Raw genomic sequence first — 22,450 nt, 5'->3', positions numbered from 1 at the left:
TTACTCGGTCCGTGGGAAGGGTACGCGTTACTAACACGCCTCGCGACCTAGCTTTGGCTTCCGTGTTCGCACGGTGCGGACGCGAGGAGGCTTACTTATGGGAATCACCGAAGTGGAGATCCAGGAAGCGCTGTTGAACGTCTTCCCGCGCATCTGGCGCGGCTGCCCCGACGGCCAGCAGTTCGACCGGCAGTCGACGGCCAGCGCGACGGACGCTACCCGCGGGACGGCCTACCGGCGGGCGAACGCAACGGCGATCAAGGACGTAAACGTCCTGCTGACGGCGTTCCGGCGGGCGGCGGGGGACTGCCCGGACGGGTGTGATCCCACGCCACGCGAGATCGGGCGGCTCGTCTGGTCGAGCCCGCCGAGGGCGTCCTGCACGTGGCGCTGGCGCGACTGGCTGCTGTCGAAGGTTCCCGGCAGCGGCGTCGGGGGCGGACACACCTGCACCGTGACTCACCGGAAGGTCGTCGACTTCGAGTGCGAGCCGGCCACGGACGCGCCGCCCGAGGAGACGGAGTGATCGCCGCGGCCCGACGACCACCCCATATTTACTCGTCCGGATGCGAACGACTCCCATGAGCAACGACGACGACCCGTTCACCGACGCCGAGGTGACCGACCCGCCGGACGAGGGGGCGTTGAGCGAGGAGCGCCGGGCGCTGGACCAGCGAGAGCGAGGGTTGTCGGATTTCGCCGACGAACTCGACGAGCGGGAAGCGGAGCTGAACGACCGCGCGACGGAGCTTCGACAGGAGCGCAAGCGACTCGACGAGCGGGAGGCGGAGCTCGACGGCCGCGAGAAGCGAATCGCCGAGCGTGAAACGGAACTCGACGACCGGGAGACGGCCATCGCGGAGCGTGAAAAGGAGCTGTCGGAGCGCGCGGCCGAACTCGACGAGCGGGAGTCGACTTTACAGGAGTACGTCAACGACGCGGTGCGTGAGACGGTCGGGGAGGCCATCGCCGAGGCGATGGCGGGAAGCGACAAGGGCCGGTTCGGACGGATCGGCAGCCTCGTGCTCGGGCTCGTCGGCGTGACGCTGATCGTTGGCGGCGTGCTCAACGGCTTCGCGGCGGAGATTTCGACGGTGCCGGTCGTGTTCGGTAGTGAGACGGCGAACCTCGCCGTGACGGTCCTCCTGTTGTTCAGCGGCCTCGCCGCGAACCTCGCCGCCGTCGCCGACTGAGGCGGATTGCCGTAGCTGTGTGCCGGTGGGTCGTCGGCCCGTCAGTCGGCATCGGCGGCGGCCCGGGTGTCGGCCGCCGCCGGCCGGCCCGCCGTATCGAGCGCGAACTCGTCGAGCAGGTCGATGAGCGTCTCGGCCTGGTCGGCCAACTCGTGGACGCGCGTCGAGGTGTCGTCGAGCGAGTCGGCCTGGGCCGTCGCGGCCTCGGCGAGATCGGTGGCCTCCGTGGCCGTCTCCTGACTCGTCGTCTCGATCCGTTCGAGCGTGGCGACGGTCTCCTCGGTCGAGGCGGCCCCTTGGTCGGTCGCGTCGGTGATCTCCCGCATCCCCTCGTCGGTCTCGTGGGCGAGTTCGACGATCCGGTCGAGCGAGTCGATGGCGGCCTCGACCGTCTCGACCGCGTCGGATACCTCCTCGGTCGTCCGGCGCATCCCCTCGACGGCCGTCTCGGTCTGGGACTGGATGCCGTCGATGATCTCCTGAACGTCCGTCGCTTCCGCCTGTGCCTCCTCCGCGAGGCTTTTGACCTCGTCGGCGACGACGGCGAAGCCGTCCGCCCCCTCGCCGGAGTGGGCCGCCTCGATGGAGGCGTTCAAGGCGAGGAGGTTCGTCCGCTCGGCGATGTCGGAGATGGTGGCGACGATAGTGCCCATGCGGTCCATCCGGTCGTCGAGTTCGCTGAGCCGGGCCATCGTCTCGGTCGCCCGTGACTCGATGGCGTCCATCCGGTCGAGCGCCTCGCCGGCCGCCTCCTGTGCCTCGTCGCCCCGGTCCGCGGTGCGGGTGGCCACCTCGGCGACGCCCTCGGCCGACGCCGCGATTTCCTCGACGGTGGCCGAGAGGTCGCTCATCTCGGCGACGATCCGCTGGAGCTGCTCGCGCTGGGTCTCGGCGTCGGCGGCGATGTCGCCCGTGGCCTCGCTCGTCTCCTCGCTCGCCCGCGCCACCTCGTCGAGGTCGGCGGCGGTGTCGACGGTCCGCTCCGAGACGGTGTCAGCGAAGGCGGACACCTCGCCGACCGTCGCCTCCAGATCGTCGAGCATCTCGTTGAACGAGCGGGCGATGGCGGCCATCGCCGGACTCTCGTCGTCGGGCTCCATCCGGACCGAGAGGTCCTTCGCCGCGGCGGCGGCCATCACGTCGCCGTACTCGTCGGCGGTGCGTTCGAGATGTTCGGTCAGTGCCTCGAGTTCGCGCGTGTTCGCGCGGAGGTTGTCCGTCATCCGATCGAGGTCGTCGCCGAACGAACCGGGCACCGCCTCGTCGAGGACGGAGTCGTCGAACGCCCCCGCGGCGAGGGCGTCGGCCTGCGCGGAGACCGTCTCCAAGGAGGCGCGCATCCCGTCGAACGCGCGGACGAGACTGCCGATTTCGTCGGCCTGGTCCTCGACCGTGACTTCGGCGGCGTCGAGTTCGCCGGCCGCGATGGTCGTCGCCGCCGCCTCCAGTTCCCGGACGGGCGCCACGAAGTCCCGACGGGCGATCAACAGGGTGTTCCCGAGGGCGACGGCGGCGCCACCGAGCAGTGCCGCGGTCACGACGGCACGCACCGTCCCGGCCAGGACGAACGGCAGGACGGCGAGCAGAACCGCGGCGCCGAACTGAATCGTCACGGCGGCGACGAACTTCCGCTCGATCGATTCGGTGACGCCGAGGTAGTCCATCGACCCCCAGAGGGCTCGTTGGTAGCGGTCCAGTATCGCGTCCATACACGGCCGGTCGCGGTGACGGCGAACAAACCCCACCTCCGATTATCAGCTCGTAGGAACGGCGACGGGATGGCGTCGAGCGACTGACGGCGCCAGTATCACACCCCGAACCGACCGGGCGTCCGGTCACCGGCCGTGGCGTCGGGGGTAGGCTTTTGCCGACCAAACCGTAACCCCGGTCGATGCTTCCACACAAGAAGAAAGACCACGCGAAGAAGGGCGCGGCGGCGGGTGCGGCCGTCGGCGCGGCGATGGGCAGTCCCCTCGGGCCGGTCGGCGCCGGTATCGGCGCCGGCTTCGGCGGCGCGAGCGGGTTCATTGCGGGGACGGTGCGCGACCGGGTCGAATCGAGCGTCTGTCCCTGTCGGAAATAGCGGCCGTCACGCCTCCCGGAGCGCGTCGAGTTCGCCGAGCAAGTCGTCGACCGACGGCCGATCGAACGTCGAGCGCCCCTGGTGGACGTAGGCTATCGACGGCGGATCGACCCGTCGGTCGAGGATCACCACCTCGGGCATCCGGCCCAGAAAGTCGCTGAAGCGACCGAGGAAGCCGAAGCGAACGGGCTGGTCGTACGCGTCGGAGACGTCGGCGTCCGGGTCCGCGAGCAACGGGTAGGGAAGCTCGTACCGCTCCTGCCACGCGTCGGCGCGTTCGACCGACTCGGGGAGAATCGAGACGGGCGTGGCGTCGCGGGCACGGAAGTCGTCGATCCGATCGGCAACGGCCTGTACCTGGCTCCGGCAGTTGGTGCAGTAGTAATCACGCTGGAACAGGAGGACGACGAAGGCCACGTCCGCGTCGAGTGCGTCGAGCGTGAACGGATCGGGGCCGGGACCGACGTTCGGCAGCGAGAACTCGCGGACCTCGTGCATGGTCGAACGTCGGGCCGCGGCGACAATACGCTGGCGGCTACCTACTCGGCGCGCGCGACGACGGAGACGTAGCCGATGCGCTCATCCACCAGGGCGCCCTCTAGCTCCTCGATCGCGGTCCGTACTCGCTGCCCCCGGTCGCCCATGAAGCCGAGGAGCGTGTCGTAGTCGACCCGGTCCTGCACGCGGTCACGCATCGCCACCAGGTCGTCGTGGTGGTCGTGGATCGATTCGACCGCGAAGTCGGCGTCGGCGAGCGCCGCGGTCAGGTCGGCACGGCTCCGCGCGCCGGTGAGACAGCACGCCTCGGCAACCGCGTCGGGGACGACGGGACCATCGCCGTCGACGACCACGTCGGACACTGCGAGCCGCCCGCCCCCGCGGAGGGCGCGCCGGCACTCGGAGAGCGCCGCCGGCAGATCGGTCAGACAGAGGACACACTCGGCGAGGACGACGTCGACGGCGCCGTCGCAAACGGGAAGCGTCGTCGCCTCGCCGCGGATCGGAGCGGGGCCGGCACCGAGGCCGTCGATCTGCGGGTTGGCATCGAGGCCGACGGCATCGGCGCCACGGTCCCGAGCGAGCGTGAGGCCGGCGCCGGCGCCACAGCCCACGTCGAGCAGTCGGGTGTCAGCCCCCACGTCCGCGCGGTCGAGGAGGCGCTCGGTGGCCGCCCGCCCGCCCGGATGGAGCGGTCCGTCGAGCAGGGTGTCGAGCGTCGTCCACGGATCGGCTAGAGCGGCGTCCAAAAGCCCCCTCATCGGGGATCGCCCCCCGTCCGATCGGCGGGGGCATCGCAGTCGACGTCGCCGCCGTCGGGCCGCGGCGTCTCGCCATCTACCGTCTCGCGTCCGCCCCACCCGTTGCGGTTTCGGAGCGCGTACTCGCCGTCGGTCGTCGTCATGTTGTAACCACAGAAGGGGACCAGGTCGCCGTCGGTCGTCGGCACGGCGAGACAGCAGTTGCTCAGGCGGTTCACGTCGGCGGCGTCGGCGTCCATGAATCCCGTGAACGAGACGGGGACCACCTCGTCGAACAGGTCGGCGACGCCACCCGTATCGACGCCACAGCAGCCGGCGGTCTTACAGGCCCACTCCTGGCCGGCGGCGGTGCCCGCGAGCAGTTCCATGTAGTCCACCTCGTCGACCAGCCCGGAGACGGTGTCCCAGAGGTGGTCGTCGACGAACTGGGTGAGGGGGACGAAAGGGAAGTCGTCGGTGTCGGCACTCGCTGCACCGTCGTCGCCGTCCACGTCGGCGTCCCGTGGCACGAACGCCGTCCCGATCTGACAGTAGGCCGAACAGCAGGGGGCGGGGAGCATATCTCGGGGGTCGAGGCTGTCGATCTGGTCGGCCAGTTGTCGGGTGGCGTCGTCGATAGCGTACCGGCCCTCGTGTTGGTCGTAGCGGCCGAAGTGAGCCACCGGCTGGAAGTTGACCGAGCGGACCACGTCACGGTTATCGAGGGCGAACCGCACGATATCCCCCATCTCGTCGTCGTTGACGCCGGGGACGACGGTGGGGACGAGGACGACCGGGAGGTCGGCCCGACGACAGGCGTCGATGGCGGCGCCCTTCTCGTCGACGAGGTCGACGCCGCGGATTCGCTCGTAGGTGTCGGCCGTCAGCCCGTCGAACTGCAGGTAGACGGCCGTCACGCCGGCGTCGGCGAGCGTGTCGGCGTAGCCGTCCTCGGTCGCCAACCGGATGCCGTTCGTGTTGACCTCGACGTGGTCGATGCCCCGGTTCCGTGCGTGGTCGACGAGTTCGGACAGGTCGTCCCGGACCGTCGGTTCGCCGCCGGAGAACTGGATCGGGCGCCCGCCGGCCTCGGCCACGGTGTCGAGGAGGGCGTCGATTTCGGCCGTCGACCGGCCCTCGCCGCCGGGACCCGAACTCGCGAAACAGAACGAACAGGAGAGGTTACAGTCGTCGGTCACCTCGACGATGGCGAGGCAAGCGTGGTCGGGGTCGACCGTCAGGTCGCCGCCGTCGTGAGTGGGAGAGGGGCCGAAGTCGCCCGCCCACTCCCAGTGGTCGAACGAGCCCCAGACCTGTCGGCTGGCGACCCCGTGGTCGGCACACTCCCGCGTGAGATACACGCCGTCGGATCGTTTCTCGTACCGACCCGGCACGGGTTCCAGACAGTCGGGACAGAGACTCGTCGTCGTGCCGAGTTCGTCGGCTGCCATGGGTGGCGTGAGCACACGTCGATCATAAGGGTGTCGTGGCTGTGCGTGGGCGTGACGGATACCGAAGCGCACAACGCTTTTTTCCGGGTAACGCAGACCGACGGGCATGGAGGTGAGGGAACCGTCGGCGTCGACACCGGCTACCCTCGCCCGGGAACTGTTGGTCGCTTGCAAGCGGGGGACGGCGACCGAGGCGTACGCGTCGGCGCTCGCGTCGCTCGACGACGCCGACCTGGAACGGGTGCGGACGGACCGCGAGACGGCGCTCGCGTTCTGGCTGAACTGTTACAACGCGGGGACGCAGTTGTTGCTCGACGACCGGCCGGCACTGTACGAGAGCCCACTCCGAGTCGTTCGGTTCTTCCGGACGCCGGCGCTCACGGTCGGCGGAACTCCCCTCTCGCTCGGTCGCATCGAGAACGGCCTGCTGCGGGGCGGCCGGTCGAAGTACGGCCTGGGCTATCTCCCGAAGCTCCACAGTACGTCGTTCGAGCGTCGCTACCGGCTGTCATCCCTCGATCCGCGGATTCACTTCGCGTTGAACTGTGGGGCCGCAAGCTGTCCGGCGATTCGAGCGTACGAGCCCGACGCCGTCGACGAGCAACTCGATCTGGCGACGCGGACCTACCTCGACGCCACCGTCACCTACGACGCCGACGGCGGCGTCGTCCGCGTTCCGCGCGTGTTCCTGTGGTACCGCGGCGACTTCGGCGGGGGAGCGGGGATCAGGCGGCTACTCCGGGAGTACGGAATCGTCCCCGCGGACGCGTCGCCGTCGATCCGCCACCGGGCGTGGGACTGGTCGAAGACCCCTGGCAAGTTCGTCGCGTGACGGCCGCTCATCCGCCGAGATAGAGTTCGGCGACTTCGTCGCTCTCCAGCAAGTCGGCGCCGGAGCCCTCGAACCGGTTTTCACCCATATCGAGGACGTACCCCCGGTCGGAGACCGAGAGCGCCTTCTTCGCGTTCTGTTCGACCATCAGGATGGCCGTCTCGGTCTCGTCGCGAATCTCGACCAGACGATCGAACATGTCGTCGACCAGGTCGGGCGCGAGGCCGGCGCTCGGTTCGTCCACGAGCAACAGGTCGGGGTCGATCATCAGCGCGGAGGAGAGCGCGAGCATCTGCTGTTGGCCGCCGGACATAGCGCTGGCGCGCATGTTCTCCCGCTCCTCGAGGAACGGGAACCGATCCCACACCGCCTGGAAGTCGGCGGGCGTCGGATCGTCGATGTACGCGCCCATTTCGAGGTTCTCGCGCACCGTCAGCGTCGGGAAGATGTTCTCGCGCTGTGGCACGTAACACATCCCGCGCTCGGTCACCTGGTCCGCCCGGAGGTCGGTTATCTCCTCGCCGTCGAAGGTGACGGTGCCCTCCCAGCAGTCGATGAGGCCGTAGATGGCCTTCATCATCGTCGACTTGCCCGCGCCGTTCGGCCCGATGATGGTGACGATCTCCTGGCTTCCGACGTCGAGGTCGACGCCGTGGATGATCTCCGCATCGCCGTAGCCCGACACCACGTCGCGTGCTTCCAGTAGTGCCATTCGTTACACCCCGAGGTAAGCCTCGATGACCGCGTCGTCGTTTCGAATCTCCTCGGGCTGTCCTTCGACGAGTTTCTTCCCCTCGTTCATGACGATGATCGTATCGGAGAGTTCCATGATGACCTCCATGTCGTGTTCGACGATACAGAACGTATAGCCCTCGTCGCGGAGCCGTTCGATGCGGGCCATCAGCTTCTTCGTGAGCGACGGGTTGACGCCGGCGACGGGTTCGTCGAGCAGGATGAGCCGCGGTTCGAGCATCAACACCCGTCCCAGTTCGAGGAGTTTGCGCTGGCCGCCGGAGAGGTTGCCCGCGGGCTCGTCGCGAACGTGCTCGATTTCGAGGAGTTCGAGCATCTCCTCGGCGCGGGCACGCACCGTCGCCTCCTCCTCGTGGACGGCGTCGCGCCGGAACCAGGTGTTGGCCAGGTTCTCGCCCGCCTGCCCCTGGGGCGCGAGCATCAGGTTCTCCAGTGCCGTCATCTCGCCGAGTTCGCGCGTGAGCTGGAAGGTCCGCACCAGCCCCTCACGGGCGAGCATGTAGGGCCGGCTGTTGGTGTGGCCGGGGCGGCGCTGTGTCAGCCGCTGTTTGGCGAGATAGCCGCCGGCGCCGAGGGCCGTCCCGGCGAGTGTCGTGCCGAGGGCGGGTGCCGCGCCCAGCCCGAGCGGGCCGAGCCCGACGATGCCGCCGAGTGTGCCGGCCGTGATGCCGCTGGCTCCGCCCCAGATGACCGTCTCGTCGCGGTGGGGGCGCATGATCTCCTGCAGGTCACGGCCGTCGTATCTGACGACGCCGCCGTCGGGCTCGTAGAAGCCGCTGATGAGGTTGAACGTCGTCGTCTTGCCCGCCCCGTTCGGGCCGATGAGGCCCGTGATCGACCCCTCGGCGATGTCGAAGGTGGCGCCGTCGACGGCGACGATGCCGCCGAAGGTCTTGCGCAGGTCCTCGACTTCGAGGATGGGGTCGCTCATCCCTCCACCTCCCGTTCGTCGCGGCCGAGCAGGCCCTCCGGCACGTAGTAGAGGACCAGGAGGAACAGGACGCCGACGACGACGAGCCGGAACGCCTGGATGTTGACACGCACTGCGGGCGGGAAGTAGGAGGCGAGCTGTGTCGTCGCCTGCTGGAACGCCCAGAAGATGCCGGCACCGAGGAGCATCCCCTTGTTGTTACCCACGCCGCCGAGGAACATGATGAGGAGGGTGATGAAAGTGATCCGGGGGGCGAAGGTGGTGAAGGTCAGCCCCTGGGCGTACATGGCCCAGAGGGCGCCGGCGAAGCCGCCGAGCGCCGAGCCGAGGGCCATCGTCTGGACCTTGTAGACAAAGGGGTCCTTCCCGAGCGACTGCACCACCGTCTCGTCGTTGCGCACGGCCCGCAGGACGCGGCCGAACGGCGACCGGACGGTGAGTTCGAGGACGTAGTAGAGCCCGGCCAGAAAGAGTACGAACCCGGCGAGCTGGAACCGCGAGTAGTCGACCTTGGTCGTCAGGTCACCGATGAAGACGACGGCGTAGTCGATACCCACGTCACCGCCGAACTGGAGCACCCAGACGACGTTCTGGAAGAGGACGTTGAGCGCGGCGGCGACGTCGCCGTCGCCGAGCGGCCCCAGAATCGGCAGGAGGAAATACCAGAGCGCGACGAACCAGAGCGCGCCGACGCCGACGACGGTGAGTTTCACCGCGGCGACCCACTCGACCCGGGTGACCGCGAGGTAGTAGGCGACGACCAGCGTGCCGAGGAGGCCGAGCGTCAGGGCGCTTTTGAGGCCGACGGACTCGACGATTGGAAGCGGGAGCAACGCGACCAGTAGGCCCGTCCCGAGCGCGACGCCGACGGCCCCCTCGCGCCACCCGAGGTGGCGGTAGTGATGCGAGACGGCCACCAGCGCCACGAACCACGTATAGAGGGAGACGAGGACGCCGAGCGTCAACAGCGGGTCGACGGCGACGAGGAGGGCAAAGGAGAGCAAACCGGCGACGAGGCCGGCGAGCGCGCTGACGGCCGGGAGGGAGCCCAGGCCGTCGGTCCGGCGGTGGAGGCGCGCCAAGCCGAACGTGGCCACGGCGTAGACGGCGGACAGCGGGAGCCGCGAGTCGCCGTCGCGGAGCCGCCCGAACGCGCCGGTGGCGATGGCCCAGACGACGGTGATGATGAGGCCGAACAAGGCCGGGCCGACCGTCGTGTCCATCGCCAGGGGGAACAGCGACTGGAGCGGCGGGCTGTACCCCCGAAGCGCGTCCGGACCGTTGGCCAGCCAGGTTTCGGACTGGATGACCCGCTGGAAGATGACCGACACCCCGAGGACGGTGATGGCGAGGTAGTCCTCGCGTAACCTGATCGTCGGCAGCGCCACCAGACCGCCGACGAGGCCGGCCAGAAGCGTCGCCGCGAGGATGGCGACGCCCCACGTGCCGACGACCGGCACGTCGCCGAACCCGATGACGTACGCGGTGAAGTCGGTCGGATCGTCGGGGCCGAGCACGAACAGCGCCGCCGTGTACGCGCCGACGAGGTAGAACCCGACGTGGCCGAAGTCGAGCAGCCCCGTGTGGCCGTACTTGACGTTCAGGCCGAGCGAGAGAATGCCGTAAATCGACACCAGTAACATAAAGGAGATGACGACGTCGGAGGCCGCCATCTCAGCTCCCCCCCACGATGCCTTCGGGTTTGACCAGTAAGACGAGCAGGAGGACGACGAACGCCACCGGGATGCGGTAGGTGGCGCTGAGTCCGGGAATGGCGAAGATACCCACCTCCATCGCGAGGCCGACGACGTAGCTACCGAGGATGGCGCCGTAGACGGAGATGCCGCCGAGGATGACGCCGGCGAACATGGCGAGCAGGAGGTTGAATCCGAGGTTGATCGTGATGGAACTGAACAGGAAGCCGAGCATGACGCCGCCGATGGCGGCGAAGAGGCCGGAGATGATCCAGACGGACATCATCACCTGACGGGTGTTGATACCGCGGACCATCGCCAGCCGGCGGTTGTCGCTGGTCGCGCGCATCGCCTTCCCGAGCGTCGTCGCCTGTAACAGGTAATGAAGCGCCGACATCATGAGCAGGGCGAGCGCGATGATGCCGAGACGCAGCGGTGAGGTGCGGATTCGAGTCGAGAGCAGCGACGCGTCGGGGACGGTGCCGTTGGCACCGCCCCAGAACGCCGCCGCGCCGACGGCGAGGACGGCGAGGCCGCCGATGGTGGCGGCGAGTCGCGGCCCGACGACGCCGGCCGTGTCCCGCCGCCAGCGGTGGGCGGCGTACGCCACTGCCGCCGCGGCGACGGCGACGACGGCGAGTTCCAGCCACGCGTACTGCATCACGAGTAGTTGGACGGAGGAGCCGCCACGCGTCTCCTGAATGCTGACGAATAGCCCCTCGTTCGTGAGAAAGAAGTCGAAGAACTTCGCGAGCGTGATGTCGAGTTGCCCGCCCATGAAAGAGAGGGTCGTCTCGACGGAGTAAAACCGAATCTGGCCGCCGAAAATCGTCTGGATGCCGAAGCGGACGACGAAGGCGACGGCGAGAGAGACGATGAGCATCAAGGCGAGTTCGACGTCCTTCTCGCGGAACTTCCGGAAGACCAGCGATTCGAGCAGCGGGACGATGGCGCCGAGCAACACGAAAGAAAACAGGAGTGCAGCCCCGAAGTCGGGTGCCCCGAGCACCACGCCGGCGCCGACCAACGCGGCGAGTCCGGCGTGGACGCCGAGGGCGAGGCCGTCCGGAACGTCGACGCCCCACCAGCGTCCTTTCAGCGCCGGAACGCCGCCGAGGTGGTAGACGGTGCCGAGGACGCCGGCGGCCGAGAGCACGAACAGGACGGCGGCGCCGGCGACGCCGACCTGCTGGGGGCCAGTCGCGAGCACGTCGAACAGCGGAACCGTATCCGGTTTGTTGACCAGTAACGCGGCGTACGCGCCGAGTGTCAACAGATCCCCGTGGGCGAAGTTGGGGACTTCGGCGATGTCGTACACCAACGCGAGACCAGTCGCCCCGAGCGCAACGATGCTCCCCGTGACGATGCCGGTCATAACCGCGTTCAATAAACCCGTCTCGGCGGCCATGTCTGCGAATCACTGTCAGGGGTTAATATCATTTCGGTGGCGGTGAATCGATCGTGAACGTTTCGCGGGGAGCGTCCGTCGCCGATCTATTCAATTAATTTATACTTTTTGCCCGGACGAACCCACACGTCCGGGGGCCGTCGGGCGCGATACATGGACCGCTCCTATCGGGAACCCCCGAGTTGTCGACTTTCTCGGACCATAGATTAATCTATGTCAAGAAAGAACACAGCACACGTAATGTCAGAACGAAGTCGACGGGACGTACTCAGAGGACTCGGCGCGACAGGTACGGTCGGTATCGTTTCGCTTGCCGGCTGCTCCCAACAGGACGGCGGCGGTGGCGGTGGTGACGAGGCGACGCCCACGGAAACGTCGATGGACGGCGGCGGCGGTGATACGGCCACGGAAACCGAGGGCAGCATGGACGGCGGCGAGCCCATCTCGCTCGGCTCCATCTTCCCGATCACGGGCACGAACAGCGCCTACGGCGGCGGCCACCAGCGGGCGTTCAACCTCGCCGTCGAGGAGATCAACGGAAGCGGCGGCGTCCTCGGCGGACGGCAGATCAACCCAATCAACCGCGACACCGAGGGAAGCCCGTCGCGGGCGGCCCAGAAGTTCCGGACGATGATCAATCAGGAGGGCATCGTCGGTCTCGTTGGACCGTACTCCAGCGGCATCGGGACGACGCTCGCCCCCATCGCCCGCGACAACCGGGTGATGGAGGTGTCCAACGGCAACACCTCGCCCGCGCTGGCGACGGCCGGCGTCAACGAGAGCAACGGCGTGAAATACTACGGCCGGACCTCGCCGAACGACGTCCAGCAGGCACTCGTGATGGCGCGCGTGCTGAACCAGTCGATCCAGGCCGAGACGGTGTCGTTCCTCTACGTCGACAACCCGTACGGGCAGGGACTCGCCGAGGCTGCGAGCCAGAACTTCGACGGCGAGACGCTGAATATGGTGGCGTACTCCCAGGCGACGAGCGACTACACGTCGACGCTCAACTCGGTGTTCCAGGGTGACCCCGACGCCATCGGCGCGGTCATGTACCCCGGCAACGGTCGGACGATCCTCCAACAGTGGAATCAGGGCGGCTACGGCGGCCAGTGGGTCGGCGCCGAAGCCATCCTGTCGCCACAGCTCCTCTCCGACCTCTCGGACATCGTCGAGGGGATGTACATCACGTCGCCCCAGACTGCAAACAGCCAGACGTTCCAGGAGAACATGGGTGGCCAGAGCAACATCACGCAGTTCGCTCCCCACGCCTACGACGCGACGTATCTCATGGGCTTCGCGCTGGAGAAGGCGGGCGAGGCGAGCGGCACCGGCATCGCGCGGAACATCCGGAGCGTCTCGCGGCCCAACAGCGACAGCGACACACAGGTGTCGGTCGCGGGATTCGGGGCCGGCAAGGACGCTATCGCCAACGGCGACGCCATCGACTACGACGGCGCCTCCGGCACGGTCGACCTGAACGAGAACCTCGAACCCGTCGTCCCCTACCGCATCCTGCAGGTTCAGGGCGGCGAGGCCCAGATGGTCGAGGAGGTGCCGCTGTCGTACTTCGAAGGCAAGATCTGAGCCGACCGGGCGTTTAACCCGCCGCCCCTCGTAGCGCCGCCATGCGCGCCGAGTTCGAGGACGGCTGGCACCCCTCGACCAAGCTAAACGTCATCGGGGCGGCGCTGGATTTCACGCGCGTCGACCCGCTCCCCGAGAACGTCACCAGGGACGAAATCGAGGAGTACTGTTACACGCTCGAACAGTTGTACGGCTCCTACGTCGAACGGGTCGCCGCCGAGACGACGCTCTCGGAGCGGGAGGCGACCACCTGGGTGCTGCGCAACCTCGTCCACGACGGGGCCGACCGCCTCACCTTCGACGCCATCGGCCTCTACGTCTGGGCCATCGGCCGGTCGGCCGACGGTGACCCCCTCTCGCGGACCATCGTCGCCGACTACCACGACCGGGCGCGGGGAAAAATCGACGCCGCCGAGGCGACGGTCGAGTACACCCAGCCCCCGCCGTACCCCGCCGACCTCTTCGAGGAGCCGACGCCCCTGTGGGTCGAGGGGCGGGTGGTCGAACGCCTCGCACGCCATCTCGGCCCGGAGGAGAGCTTCAGCGACGCGGTCGAACGCCTGCTCGACGAGACGGTCGAAACCGTCGAGCTACGGGCGCTGATCGAGACGCTCCGGGACGACCGTGGGGCAGCGGCCATCGGCGTCCAGACGGTCCGCCCCGACTGGGACCGCGACCTGCCGCTGTCGGTCCACGTCCCGGACCCCGGCGCCGCGTCGCTCCCCCCGGCCGTCGCGGACGCCGACGCGGTGCGGATCGGCGACCGGGTCCTGCCGTTCGGGATCGAGGAACGATCGACGGGGACGGGCACGGGGTCGATGCTGACGGTGTTCGACGACGGCGACGGTGACGGGGAACGGGTCGACCCCTCGGCTGGCGTCGACCGCCTCCACGACGCGCTCGCGGGCGTCGAGGCGACACTCCCCGAACTCGTCGAGCGGGCCGAGGCGACTGGCGTGGCCGCCCTCGCCGTCGCCGACCGGCCGGCCGGCACGGGACTGCACCTCCTCGCCGTCGACGGGCCGGCCGACGCGTTCGCCCACCTCGAACGTCTGCTCCTCGACGACCGGACGCTCGCCGTCGAACGGGTGACGCGGCCGACGGTCGAGGCGTACGCGGACGGCGCCGACACCACGCTCCTGTGGACGGCCCCCGACGCGGGGCTCGACGAGACGCGTGACCTGCCGGCTGATCCGGCCGAGCGACGGGACCGACTGCCGACGGCAGTGCTTCGAACCGGGTGACGGTCGGGCGGCTGTGGACCCGGACGCTTATCCACTCGACGTTCGTTGGGCGGGTATGGACGACGAGATTTCCGTCGAGGAGGTCGAAGCCCTGCTCGACGACGAGAACCGACCGCGAATCGTCGACATTCGATCGCCGGGCGAGTTCGCCCGCGGCCACATCCCCGGCAGCGAGAACGTCCCCTTCGGGGAGCTACCGGATCGGATCGACGAGTTGACCGGCGCCGACCACATCGTCACCGTCTGTCCACACGGGAAGGCGAGCGTACAGGCCGCGCGGCTCATCGGCTCCTACGAGGGGACGAAAGACGCACGCGTCGAGAGCATGGCTGGCGGCCTGGAGGCGTGGGAGGGTGACTTCGAAGCAGCGACGGACGACGGCGAGACGCCGGAGTCGCCGTTCTGAGAACTCGACGGGCGGGCGGTCAGGTGGCGGTCACGATCACGCGACGTTGAACCCTTTATCGCGGAGGAAATCCTCCACGCGGCCGAGGTGGTTCCCCTGAAGTTCGATCGAGCCGTCTTCGACGGTTCCACCGCAGGCGAACTTCGACTTCAGGTCCGACGACAGGCTGTCCATGTCGACGTCTTTCGGATCGAACCCTTCGATGATCGTTACTTCCTTCCCGTAACGGCGCTCGTCGATGCGGATATTGATCTCCTGAGACTCCTTGGCCACGTCCTCACAGACGCAGAGTTCCTCAGGGAGCCCGCACGTCGAGCAGACTTCCGACATTACAGCGTAAAGCTACTGGATGGGACTATTAAACAGTGTCGGGATGCCGGGCGGGATAGCGGTTCCGCGAGTCACGGTCGGCGTCCCGTCCCGCCCGACGCGACCGTTCAGCGGGCGAACAGCCGCATCGGGAGGGTTCGCTCTCGGATCAGTTCGCCGACGGTGTCGGTGGCGTCGGCGGCGGCGGCGCGGTCCACCCCGTCACCGTAGTGGGCGCGTTCGTACGTCGCGAGGATGCGGTGGGCACGCGCGTCGCTCGTCACGCTCCGGACGAACGCCCGCGGCGTCTCGCCGGTTCGGCGCGGCCGTTCCTGTCGTTCGAGCAGGTACGCGAGGCGGTCGAACGCCCGCACGGCGTCGGCGTCGGGGTCGCGCCGCGGCCCGCGCCGGCGGAGCCACACCGCCCGGACGGCACGACGGCCGGCGCCAGTGCGACGGACGGCCGCCCCGACGCCGACGAGGACGACCCCCCAGAACGCGAGTATCTCTCCGGAGGGGAGTTCGAACCCGCCGTCGGTCGTCGTCGACATGCTCGGGCCGGTGTCGCCGATGGCGCCCGGATCGCCGGTGCCGACCGACGCGTTGCCGGCCGGCGTCGGCGTCGCGTCGGTCGTGGCCCCCTCGTCGCCGGTCGGCGTCGGCGTCGGCGTCGTCCCGCCCGAGTTCTCGGTATCGACGCCGGGGTCGCCGCTCTGTCGGGCCTCGGAGAGGCGCGCCCGCTCCGCGGACTGCCGGGGGCCGGCCGGCGTCGGATCGAAGCGCACCCAGCCCTGATCGGGGAGATACACCTGCACCCAGGCGTGGGAGTCGAGGCCGCGCACGACGAACTCGTCGTCGGCGACCCGTTCGCCGGCGGTGTAGCCGGTGACGAACCGCGCGGGGACGCCCTCGGCACGGAGCATCGTCACCATCGTCGTCGCGAAGTAGGTGCAGTAGCCGGCGTCCATCTCGAACAGGAAGGCGTCGGCCACGTCGCCGTCGGGTCGCTCGACGGTCAGCGAGTAGCGCTTGCTGGACTCCAGATACGACTCGATCGCCCGCGCCTTCTCGTAGGGCGTCTGGGCGTCCGCCTCGGCCGTCACCGCCGCGGCCCGCTCCGCGACCCGATCCGGCGTCGACGACGGAAGCTGTGTGTACTGGGTGGCCACCTCCTCCGGGTAGTCGGCGTCGGCGACCCGGAGTTCCTCCACCGGGGCGTTCGGCACCCGACTCGTCACGACGTAGGACTCACCGGCGTCGATGGTCGTCGCGGGACGGATGGTCCCCTGGTCGGTCACCCGAACGCGACCCGACGGGATGCCCTCCACCTGGGTCGGGCGCCACGCCGCCGGCATCGCACCGAGGTCCGTCTCCGCGGTGACCGTCTGGGTGACTGCCCGCCCGCCACCGGGTGGTCCACCCAACCGACCGACGTACGGGTCGGTGTCGCCGGAGCGCACCCACCCCGATCCGGTGTAGCGGTCGTACGTCCCCGTCGCCCAGTACTCCTCGACGGGGCTCTCGACCGTGAACTGCACCTGCGGCGAGAGCCGAATCGTCCCCACGACCCGGACGCTGTCGCCCGAATCGACGAAACTCGTCACGCCGCTCGGCGAGGAACGGTCGGGGAGGACGGGCCCCGCACGCGTCGTCGGGGCGATAGAGAGCGTCGCCGCGACCACCACCATCGCCACGAAGAGGACGACGAGCGTGTCGACCTGTGCGGCGGTCCCACCGTGGCGATCCAGGGTACCGAAGCCGACGACGGCCGCCCCGCCGACGACGCCGAGAAGCGTCGTGAACGTCCCCGCGTCGCCGGTCAACACGAGGAGGCCGAGGGCGATACCACCGACGACGACGCTCGCGACGTAGTGTCGGCGGACGGCCAGATACCACGAGAGAAAGACTGGCGCGGGCGCGACGGACAGCGCCCAGACGTTCGCCTGCGTCAGCCGCAACACCGACAGCCCGGTGAGGAGGGCAACGGTGTCCGAGACGAGGCGTGCGGGCGAGATGAGCGCCCGCTGGCTCGCGGGCACGGAGACGAAATACACCGTCACCCCGCCGCCGACGAGGAGGATGGTCAGAAACACGGCCGTCCGCACCCGGAGCACCCGACCGACCGCGAGGGCGAGCGACGCCGAGCCGAGCAACACCGCGATCATGAGTCGCGCCCCGCCGACCACGTCCGTCACGTGATAGAGGACACTCCCGTACGAGGCGGTGAGGGCGACGAGGGCGGCGAGCGTGACGAGACGGAAATCCGGGACGAACGAGGCCGGGAGGATGCCGGGGCGTCCGGTGTCGACGCTCACGCCGTCACCCCCGGCCTGTCGGCGGCTGGTGGTCGATCGGCGGTCGTCTCCACACCCGCGTCGTCGCCGCCGATCGACCGCCGCCGCCCGGGATCGAACGGGAGCGTCGCGCCGTCGATCCGGACCCTCGTGCCGTCGTCGCCCGCGTGGACGACCACGTCGGCGTCGCGGTCGGTGACGTGTCCGGCGTCGACACGGGCGAGGTGGGCGAGCAGGCGGTCGGTCTCGCCGGGCGAGCACAGCACCCGTCCACCGGGTGTCACGAGGACGACGCTCGCTTCCTCCGTGAGGAGGGCGTAGCCGACCGTCGCCGCCGCCTCGGCCATCCGGTCGGCATACCCCGACGCCGCGCTCGCCGACAGCGTCACCGTCGGGCCGTCCCCCTCGTCGACGAACTCCTGGACGACGAGGTCGTCGCGCTTGGCACTCGACTTCCAGTGCACGTCGCGAAGCGAGTCGCTCCGGGTGTACTCCCGGAGGTGGTCGAACGCGCCGCGCTCGGCGGCCGCGGCGGGGGTCGACAGCGCCCGCAACCGCTCGGCGACGGGGGTCGACGGGTGGTAGACGCGCGGATACACCAGCACCGGCGTCCGCCCCTCGGTGACGAAGGTCCGCCGCACGAGGCCGAGGACATCCCGCGCGTGGACGACGGCGGGGCCGAATTCGTGAACGCCGCGTTCGCGGTAGGTCACCGGATAGGTGACGGGATCGCCGCCGACGAGGGCGGTCCCCCGCCCGTCGCCGTCGAGTCCCGGCGGGAGGCGATCACGGACCGTCGCGGTGGCGGGCGTGTCGGCGGTGAGGGACAGCGAAACGGTGCCCGTCGAGCCCGGGTCGGCCGGTCGTGGCACCGTTCTGGTCGCCGCCGGAGCGTCGAGCAAGGCGATTTGGACCGCCGCGGCGAGGAACGCCACGGCGATGGGGAGAACGACCGCGTCGAGCGCCCGGGGGCCGAAGGCCCTGCTCATGGCGACGGCGACGGCCGCGACGACGAGGGCGGCGACGCCGCGCCGCGTCGGTCGAACCCCGCGCATCTCACTCGACCGGGACCGCCTCCAGGGCGGCCTCGACGACCGCCAGTCCGGCGCGGTCGGCGTCGATACGGTGGCTCCAGACGCTCGGCGCCTCGGTCTGTACGTCGTCCGGGATGACGTAGTCGCGGCCGTCGAGGACGGCCCGCGCCTGCGCGGCGCGGACGAGGGCAATGGCGCCCCGGGGACTGACGCCGAGGGTCGCCTCGTCGCGCGTGTGAGTCGCCAGCCGCGAGACGTACCGACGGACGGGTTCGCTCAGCGTGACGTTCGCGACCGTCGCGCGGGCGCCACGGAGGTCGTCGAGCGTCGCCACGGGATCGAGCGAGTCGATCGGATGGTCGCCCGCAACCCGCTGAAGCAGCGCCGTCTCCGCGTCCTCGTCCGGGTAGCCGAGGCGGAGTTTCTTCATGAAGCGGTCGATCTCCGCCATCGGCAGATCGTAGGTGCGTCCCGGCTCCACGTCGTTCTGGGTCGCGATGACCGTAAACGGGTTGGGGAGCGTGCGCGTCTCGCCGTCGACGGTGACTTGCTCTTCGGCCATCGCCTCCAGCAGGGCGGCCTGCGTTTTCGGCGGCGCACGGTTGATTTCGTCGCCGAGGACGACGTTCGCAAAGATGGGGCCGGAGCGGAACTCGAACTCCCGGGTCTTCTGGTTGAACACGTTGACGCCGGTCACGTCGGAGGGGAGGAGGTCGGGCGTGAACTGGACGCGCTTGAACGAGCAGTCGACGGAGGTAGCGACCGCCCGCCCCAGAACCGTCTTGCCGACGCCGGGCACGTCCTCCAAGAGGAGGTGACCACGCGCGAGCATCGCGACGAGGATGTGTTCGATGGCGTCGTGTTGGCCGACGATGACCTCCTCGACGTTCTCGATGATGCGGTCGGTGAGCGTCGCTGCGTCCGACACCGACAGGGGAGCGGGGCCGTCGGCAGGTGCGGCCGCCTGTACGTTCTCGGGGTCGGGGTCGGAGTGCGGGGTCCCTGTGTCCGTCATGGATAGCATCGCGCCGACGGGGCGTCCGACCGGCGGTCGACCGACCGGCGGCGAGTTGCCGTGTGTAACGCCCCGACACACCTATACTTTCGGCCGTGACCGACCACTGGCTTTTACTCCGCGCCCACGTACGGTATCGCGTGTCTCGGAATCGAGGCGAGGGCGTGGTCGTATGACCGACGACGCGGAGGAGTCAGTCGAACCGGAGGGACGCGAGCGGCCAGGGCCGGGTCGCGTCGCCAACATGACCAACCGGTTCATCCACGCGGCCGAACTCGTCGCCGCCGCGGTGTTCGCGCTGCTTTTCGCCATCGGTGTCGTCGACCTCATCATCCAGATCGTGGGGGCGGTTCGGAGCGGGAGGATCACCGACCCGCTCGTCGTCATCGGCTTCATCGACACCGGCCTCCTCCTCCTCATCATCGTCGAGGTGTACGAGACGGTCATCGCGTACACCGAGGAGAGCGAGACGCGACGGATCGTCCGGCTGGTGATCTACACCGGCGTCATCGCGATGGTTCGAAAGACGATCATCTTCCGGACCGGCGAGTACGCGACGACACAGGACGCCCTGTTCGCCGCGGTGGCGTACACCGTCCTCATCCTCGGACTGGTCGGACTCCTCCTCGTCGAACGGGGCTACGGGCAGAAACTCATGAGCTGATAGTGATCATTGTGAGTCAGTCCCGGCGGGTCGCCCGGGTCGGCGAACACGGTAACCCGTTACAGCAGTCCGTACGACGCGGGCATACTTTGTACTCGGCGCCGTACGTCCGGACGTGTCCACCGATCCCGCGCGGCCCCGCCCGTCCGAGGGCACGTCGACCGTCGTCGAGACGGAGGGCGTCCGCCTGCACGTCGTCAGCCTCGGCCCCGAAGACGGCCCGCCGGTCGTCTGCCTGCACGGCTTCCCCGAGTTCTGGTTCGGCTGGCTCCCGGTCGCCCGTCGTCTCGCCGAGGCGGGCTACCGCGTCCACCTGCCCGATCAGCGGGGATACAACGAGAGCGAGAAGCCGTCGGGCGTCGCCGCCTACCGCCTGCCGACGCTCGCGGCCGACGCCGCGGACCTGATCGACGCGACGGGGGGTTCCGCCCACGTCGTCGGCCACGACTGGGGCGCCGCGGTGGCGTGGTGGCTGGCACTCGACGATCCGGACCGGGTCGCGACGCTCACCGCGGTGAACGTTCCCCACCCGACGGTCATGCAGCGAACCCTGCGGCGGTCGTGGGACCAGCGCCGGCGAAGCTGGTATATGGGCTTCTTTCAGCTTCCCGCCCTACCAGAACGAGTCCTCCGCGCCGGCAACTGGCGGCTCTTCGAGCAGTCGTTGCGCGAGACGAGTCGACCGGGGGCGTTCGACGCCGCGGACTTCGAACGCTACCGGGCGGCGTGGGGGAAACCCGGCGCGATCACGGCGATGGTGAACTGGTATCGGGCGGCCGCGCGGTATCCGCTCCCGGAACGGGTCGAACCGGTCGACCCGCCGACGCTCGTGCTGTGGGGGACGGACGACGAGTTCCTCCGGACCGAGATGGCACGCGAGAGCGCCGCGTACTGCCGGGACGGGCGGGCGGTCCTCGTCGACGACGCGACCCACTGGATTCATCACGAGCGGCCGGACCGGGTGGCAAGGAGTCTGCGCGAGGGGTTCGCGGCGGGACCGACGCCGTAGAAGGGAAGCCTCAAATCCGGGCGTCGTCCACGACCCACGTGGCACTCACGGAGCGACTGGTCGGCGAGAACGCGGACGTGGCCGCCGACCCACGGTTCAGGGTGATTCTACTCGGGAGCCTCGTCTCCCCGATGGGCGCGTCGCTCGTCTCGCCGCTGCTCGATTCGCTCGTCTCGGTCTACGGCGTGAGCGAGGCGCGGATCGGCCTCGTGATGGCGGCCTTTACCGCGCCCGCCATCGTCGCCATCCCGCTCGTCGGGCTGGTGTCGGATCGCTACGGCCGCAAACCCGTGCTCACGGCGGGGCTGGCCGTCTTCGGCGCCGCGGGCGCCGCGCTCGCGTTCACGACCGACTTCCGGGCGGTCGTCGCCCTGCGATTCCTGCAAGGCGTCGGCTACACCGGCGTCGCGCCCGTCCTCATCGCCGCGACGGGCGACCTCTTCGCGGGGGACCGCGAGGCGACCGCACAGGGGCTTCGGTTCACCACGGTCGGCCTCTCGCTCGCCCTCGTTCCCGTACTGGCGGGGCTGCTCGTCGCACTCGCGTGGCAGTACCCCTTCGCTATCTACGCGCTCGGCCTCCCGGCGGCCGCCGTCGTCCACCGCTACTACGAGGAGTCGGCAGGTGGGAACGGGGACGCAAATGAGACCGGTGACGACCGCCGTCTGCGCGACGCGCTCCGCAGCCCTCGGCTCGGACTCGTGCTCCTCGGACGGGCCGTCCCCTCGGTTCTCTGGTTCGGCTTCCTGACGTACAACTCGATCGTCGTCGTGCGGTTTCTGGACGGGACGCCCGGCGCGGCGGGCGCGCTTGTCGGCGTCGCCAGCGTGGCGAGTTCGGTCGGCGGCACGCAGGTCGGGCGTCTCACGGCGGCCTTCGAGACACGGCGGGTGCCCCTTCTCGCGGGCACGGCCGCCTCGGGCGCCGGCCTCGGGGGTGTTGCTCTCGCGCCATCGCTCCCCGTCGCCATCGTCGCCGCCGTCGTCGTCGGCGCGGGCTTCGGCCTCGTCCTGACGCTCTATCGGAGCACCATCTCGACGCTCGCGCCGGACGCCCTCCGGGGGTCGCTGGTGAGTCTCGGCGAGTCCGCCGGCCGGGTGGGCAGTACGCTCACGCCGGTCGTCATGGGCGGCGCCGTCGCCCTCGCGACGCCGCGCTACGGCTTCGAGGCCGCCGTCCGGGGGACGCTCCTCGGCGTCGTCGCCGTCGGGGGCGTCCTCGGCGTCGTCGCCGTCGTCCTCGCCGACCGCTACGCCAATCTCGCGGTCGGCGGGTAACGCCTTTGGGCCGTCGGGAGCGAACGGG

Annotated in this window: 22 protein-coding genes; 10 read left to right on the top strand and 12 right to left on the bottom strand. The window is 69.4% G+C overall.

Annotation, left to right across the window (positions count from 1 at the left end; genetic code table 11):
- Positions 1 to 97 precede the first annotated feature (97 nt).
- Positions 98 to 526 carry a hypothetical protein gene (locus tag HALNA_RS04085; RefSeq protein WP_049935109.1) on the top strand — a complete coding sequence of 143 codons (429 nt, stop codon included), beginning with the start codon at positions 98 to 100 and terminating at the stop codon, positions 524 to 526.
- A gap of 55 nt (positions 527 to 581) precedes the next feature.
- Positions 582 to 1,193, top strand: coding sequence for a hypothetical protein (locus HALNA_RS04080; protein ID WP_049935108.1), 612 nt, complete (start codon positions 582 to 584; stop codon positions 1,191 to 1,193).
- A gap of 41 nt (positions 1,194 to 1,234) precedes the next feature.
- Here HALNA_RS04080 and HALNA_RS04075 read toward each other — a convergent pair whose 3' ends face one another.
- Positions 1,235 to 2,902, bottom strand: coding sequence for a methyl-accepting chemotaxis protein (locus HALNA_RS04075; protein WP_084509887.1), 1,668 nt, complete (start codon positions 2,900 to 2,902; stop codon positions 1,235 to 1,237).
- Positions 2,903 to 3,084: 182 nt separating this feature from the next.
- On the opposite strand from HALNA_RS04075, the gene HALNA_RS04070 reads away from it, so the two are divergent.
- Positions 3,085 to 3,276: a hypothetical protein gene (locus HALNA_RS04070; RefSeq protein WP_049935107.1), complete on the top strand. Its 192-nt coding sequence runs from the start codon at positions 3,085 to 3,087 to the stop codon at positions 3,274 to 3,276.
- 6 nt (positions 3,277 to 3,282) lie between these two features.
- Here the strand turns inward: HALNA_RS04070 and HALNA_RS04065 are convergent, their stop codons facing one another.
- Genes HALNA_RS04065 through HALNA_RS04055 form a run of 3 tightly spaced genes read right to left on the bottom strand, consistent with a single transcriptional unit; the run spans position 3,283 to position 5,965 of the window.
- On the bottom strand, positions 3,283 to 3,774 hold the full coding sequence (locus HALNA_RS04065) for a peroxiredoxin family protein (RefSeq protein ID WP_049935106.1): 492 nt from the start codon (positions 3,772 to 3,774) through the stop codon (positions 3,283 to 3,285).
- Positions 3,775 to 3,815: 41 nt separating this feature from the next.
- Positions 3,816 to 4,535, bottom strand: coding sequence for a class I SAM-dependent methyltransferase (locus HALNA_RS04060; protein ID WP_084509886.1), 720 nt, complete (start codon positions 4,533 to 4,535; stop codon positions 3,816 to 3,818).
- Positions 4,532 to 5,965, bottom strand: coding sequence for a radical SAM protein (locus HALNA_RS04055; RefSeq protein WP_084509885.1), 1,434 nt, complete (start codon positions 5,963 to 5,965; stop codon positions 4,532 to 4,534). The genes HALNA_RS04060 and HALNA_RS04055 overlap by 4 nt, the downstream gene beginning before the upstream one ends.
- Before the next feature lie 106 nt (positions 5,966 to 6,071).
- On the opposite strand from HALNA_RS04055, the gene HALNA_RS04050 reads away from it, so the two are divergent.
- On the top strand, positions 6,072 to 6,797 hold the full coding sequence (locus tag HALNA_RS04050; protein WP_049935104.1) for a DUF547 domain-containing protein: 726 nt from the start codon (positions 6,072 to 6,074) through the stop codon (positions 6,795 to 6,797).
- A gap of 7 nt (positions 6,798 to 6,804) precedes the next feature.
- Here the strand turns inward: HALNA_RS04050 and HALNA_RS04045 are convergent, their stop codons facing one another.
- From HALNA_RS04045 to HALNA_RS04030, 4 genes are read right to left on the bottom strand one after another with little or no spacing between them, the layout of a single operon-like run.
- Positions 6,805 to 7,509, bottom strand: a complete 705-nt coding sequence (locus HALNA_RS04045; protein ID WP_049935103.1) for an ABC transporter ATP-binding protein — start codon at positions 7,507 to 7,509, stop codon at positions 6,805 to 6,807.
- Positions 7,510 to 7,512: 3 nt separating this feature from the next.
- Positions 7,513 to 8,481, bottom strand: a complete 969-nt coding sequence (locus HALNA_RS04040) for an ABC transporter ATP-binding protein (protein ID WP_049935102.1) — start codon at positions 8,479 to 8,481, stop codon at positions 7,513 to 7,515.
- Positions 8,478 to 10,154 carry a branched-chain amino acid ABC transporter permease gene (locus tag HALNA_RS04035; RefSeq protein ID WP_049935101.1) on the bottom strand — a complete coding sequence of 559 codons (1,677 nt, stop codon included), beginning with the start codon at positions 10,152 to 10,154 and terminating at the stop codon, positions 8,478 to 8,480. Before HALNA_RS04035 ends, HALNA_RS04040 begins: the two co-directional genes overlap by 4 nt.
- A 1-nt stretch (position 10,155) precedes the next feature.
- The gene (locus tag HALNA_RS04030) at positions 10,156 to 11,583 is read right to left on the bottom strand and encodes a branched-chain amino acid ABC transporter permease (RefSeq protein WP_049935100.1); all 1,428 of its coding nucleotides are present in this window, start codon (positions 11,581 to 11,583) and stop codon (positions 10,156 to 10,158) included.
- Positions 11,584 to 11,823: 240 nt separating this feature from the next.
- Between HALNA_RS04030 and HALNA_RS04025 the strand changes: the two genes are divergently transcribed.
- From HALNA_RS04025 to HALNA_RS04015, 3 genes are read left to right on the top strand one after another with little or no spacing between them, the layout of a single operon-like run.
- Positions 11,824 to 13,170 carry an ABC transporter substrate-binding protein gene (locus HALNA_RS04025; protein ID WP_084509884.1) on the top strand — a complete coding sequence of 449 codons (1,347 nt, stop codon included), beginning with the start codon at positions 11,824 to 11,826 and terminating at the stop codon, positions 13,168 to 13,170.
- A gap of 41 nt (positions 13,171 to 13,211) precedes the next feature.
- Positions 13,212 to 14,414, top strand: coding sequence for a hypothetical protein (locus HALNA_RS04020; protein WP_049935098.1), 1,203 nt, complete (start codon positions 13,212 to 13,214; stop codon positions 14,412 to 14,414).
- A gap of 55 nt (positions 14,415 to 14,469) precedes the next feature.
- Positions 14,470 to 14,820: a rhodanese-like domain-containing protein gene (locus HALNA_RS04015; RefSeq protein WP_049935097.1), complete on the top strand. Its 351-nt coding sequence runs from the start codon at positions 14,470 to 14,472 to the stop codon at positions 14,818 to 14,820.
- Between the two features lie 36 nt (positions 14,821 to 14,856).
- Here HALNA_RS04015 and yciH read toward each other — a convergent pair whose 3' ends face one another.
- From yciH to HALNA_RS03995, 4 genes are all read right to left on the bottom strand, one after another.
- Positions 14,857 to 15,150 carry a stress response translation initiation inhibitor YciH gene (yciH, locus tag HALNA_RS04010; protein WP_049935096.1) on the bottom strand — a complete coding sequence of 98 codons (294 nt, stop codon included), beginning with the start codon at positions 15,148 to 15,150 and terminating at the stop codon, positions 14,857 to 14,859.
- A 107-nt stretch (positions 15,151 to 15,257) separates the two neighbouring features.
- Entirely contained in the window at positions 15,258 to 17,444 is a 2,187-nt protein-coding gene (locus HALNA_RS04005) for a transglutaminase TgpA family protein (RefSeq protein WP_049935095.1), read from the bottom strand.
- Entirely contained in the window at positions 17,441 to 18,478 is a 1,038-nt protein-coding gene (locus HALNA_RS04000; RefSeq protein ID WP_049935094.1) for a DUF58 domain-containing protein, read from the bottom strand. The genes HALNA_RS04005 and HALNA_RS04000 overlap by 4 nt, the downstream gene beginning before the upstream one ends.
- A 1-nt stretch (position 18,479) precedes the next feature.
- Positions 18,480 to 19,472: an AAA family ATPase gene (locus tag HALNA_RS03995; RefSeq protein WP_049937949.1), complete on the bottom strand. Its 993-nt coding sequence runs from the start codon at positions 19,470 to 19,472 to the stop codon at positions 18,480 to 18,482.
- Between the two features lie 172 nt (positions 19,473 to 19,644).
- Between HALNA_RS03995 and HALNA_RS03990 the strand changes: the two genes are divergently transcribed.
- The 3 genes from HALNA_RS03990 (at position 19,645) to HALNA_RS03980 (ending at position 22,422) form a co-directional block, all read left to right on the top strand.
- Positions 19,645 to 20,136 (top strand): phosphate-starvation-inducible PsiE family protein, encoded by a 492-nt coding sequence (locus HALNA_RS03990; protein ID WP_049935093.1) that lies wholly within the window; start codon positions 19,645 to 19,647, stop codon positions 20,134 to 20,136.
- A gap of 115 nt (positions 20,137 to 20,251) precedes the next feature.
- Positions 20,252 to 21,145, top strand: a complete 894-nt coding sequence (locus HALNA_RS03985) for an alpha/beta fold hydrolase (RefSeq protein ID WP_049935092.1) — start codon at positions 20,252 to 20,254, stop codon at positions 21,143 to 21,145.
- Between the two features lie 38 nt (positions 21,146 to 21,183).
- Positions 21,184 to 22,422: an MFS transporter gene (locus HALNA_RS03980; protein ID WP_049935091.1), complete on the top strand. Its 1,239-nt coding sequence runs from the start codon at positions 21,184 to 21,186 to the stop codon at positions 22,420 to 22,422.
- Positions 22,423 to 22,450 lie beyond the last annotated feature (28 nt).

The organism is Haloplanus natans DSM 17983, assembly GCF_000427685.1.
Classification (GTDB): domain Archaea; phylum Halobacteriota; class Halobacteria; order Halobacteriales; family Haloferacaceae; genus Haloplanus; species Haloplanus natans.
The sequence above is the reverse complement of the archived record's forward strand: the minus strand, read 5'-3'. Positions and strand labels throughout refer to the sequence as shown.

Excerpts from the sequence above, each read along its gene's own strand:
- HALNA_RS04040 (WP_049935102.1), bottom strand. The coding sequence starts at position 8,481 with ATGAGCGACCCCATCCTCGAAGTCGAGGACCTGCGCAAGACCTTCGGC.
- HALNA_RS04085 (WP_049935109.1), top strand. The coding sequence starts at position 98 with ATGGGAATCACCGAAGTGGAGATCCAGGAAGCGCTGTTGAACGTCTTC.
- HALNA_RS04015 (WP_049935097.1), top strand. The coding sequence starts at position 14,470 with ATGGACGACGAGATTTCCGTCGAGGAGGTCGAAGCCCTGCTCGACGAC.
- HALNA_RS03995 (WP_049937949.1), bottom strand. The coding sequence starts at position 19,472 with ATGACGGACACAGGGACCCCGCACTCCGACCCCGACCCCGAGAACGTA.
- HALNA_RS04025 (WP_084509884.1), top strand. The coding sequence starts at position 11,824 with ATGTCAGAACGAAGTCGACGGGACGTACTCAGAGGACTCGGCGCGACA.
- HALNA_RS04030 (WP_049935100.1), bottom strand. The coding sequence starts at position 11,583 with ATGGCCGCCGAGACGGGTTTATTGAACGCGGTTATGACCGGCATCGTC.
- HALNA_RS04060 (WP_084509886.1), bottom strand. The coding sequence starts at position 4,535 with ATGAGGGGGCTTTTGGACGCCGCTCTAGCCGATCCGTGGACGACGCTC.
- HALNA_RS04075 (WP_084509887.1), bottom strand. The coding sequence starts at position 2,902 with ATGGACGCGATACTGGACCGCTACCAACGAGCCCTCTGGGGGTCGATG.
- HALNA_RS04070 (WP_049935107.1), top strand. The coding sequence starts at position 3,085 with ATGCTTCCACACAAGAAGAAAGACCACGCGAAGAAGGGCGCGGCGGCG.
- HALNA_RS04020 (WP_049935098.1), top strand. The coding sequence starts at position 13,212 with ATGCGCGCCGAGTTCGAGGACGGCTGGCACCCCTCGACCAAGCTAAAC.
- yciH (WP_049935096.1), bottom strand. The coding sequence starts at position 15,150 with ATGTCGGAAGTCTGCTCGACGTGCGGGCTCCCTGAGGAACTCTGCGTC.
- HALNA_RS04000 (WP_049935094.1), bottom strand. The coding sequence starts at position 18,478 with ATGCGCGGGGTTCGACCGACGCGGCGCGGCGTCGCCGCCCTCGTCGTC.
- HALNA_RS04055 (WP_084509885.1), bottom strand. The coding sequence starts at position 5,965 with ATGGCAGCCGACGAACTCGGCACGACGACGAGTCTCTGTCCCGACTGT.
- HALNA_RS04065 (WP_049935106.1), bottom strand. The coding sequence starts at position 3,774 with ATGCACGAGGTCCGCGAGTTCTCGCTGCCGAACGTCGGTCCCGGCCCC.
- HALNA_RS03990 (WP_049935093.1), top strand. The coding sequence starts at position 19,645 with ATGACCGACGACGCGGAGGAGTCAGTCGAACCGGAGGGACGCGAGCGG.
- HALNA_RS04050 (WP_049935104.1), top strand. The coding sequence starts at position 6,072 with ATGGAGGTGAGGGAACCGTCGGCGTCGACACCGGCTACCCTCGCCCGG.
- HALNA_RS04080 (WP_049935108.1), top strand. The coding sequence starts at position 582 with ATGAGCAACGACGACGACCCGTTCACCGACGCCGAGGTGACCGACCCG.
- HALNA_RS04045 (WP_049935103.1), bottom strand. The coding sequence starts at position 7,509 with ATGGCACTACTGGAAGCACGCGACGTGGTGTCGGGCTACGGCGATGCG.
- HALNA_RS04035 (WP_049935101.1), bottom strand. The coding sequence starts at position 10,154 with ATGGCGGCCTCCGACGTCGTCATCTCCTTTATGTTACTGGTGTCGATT.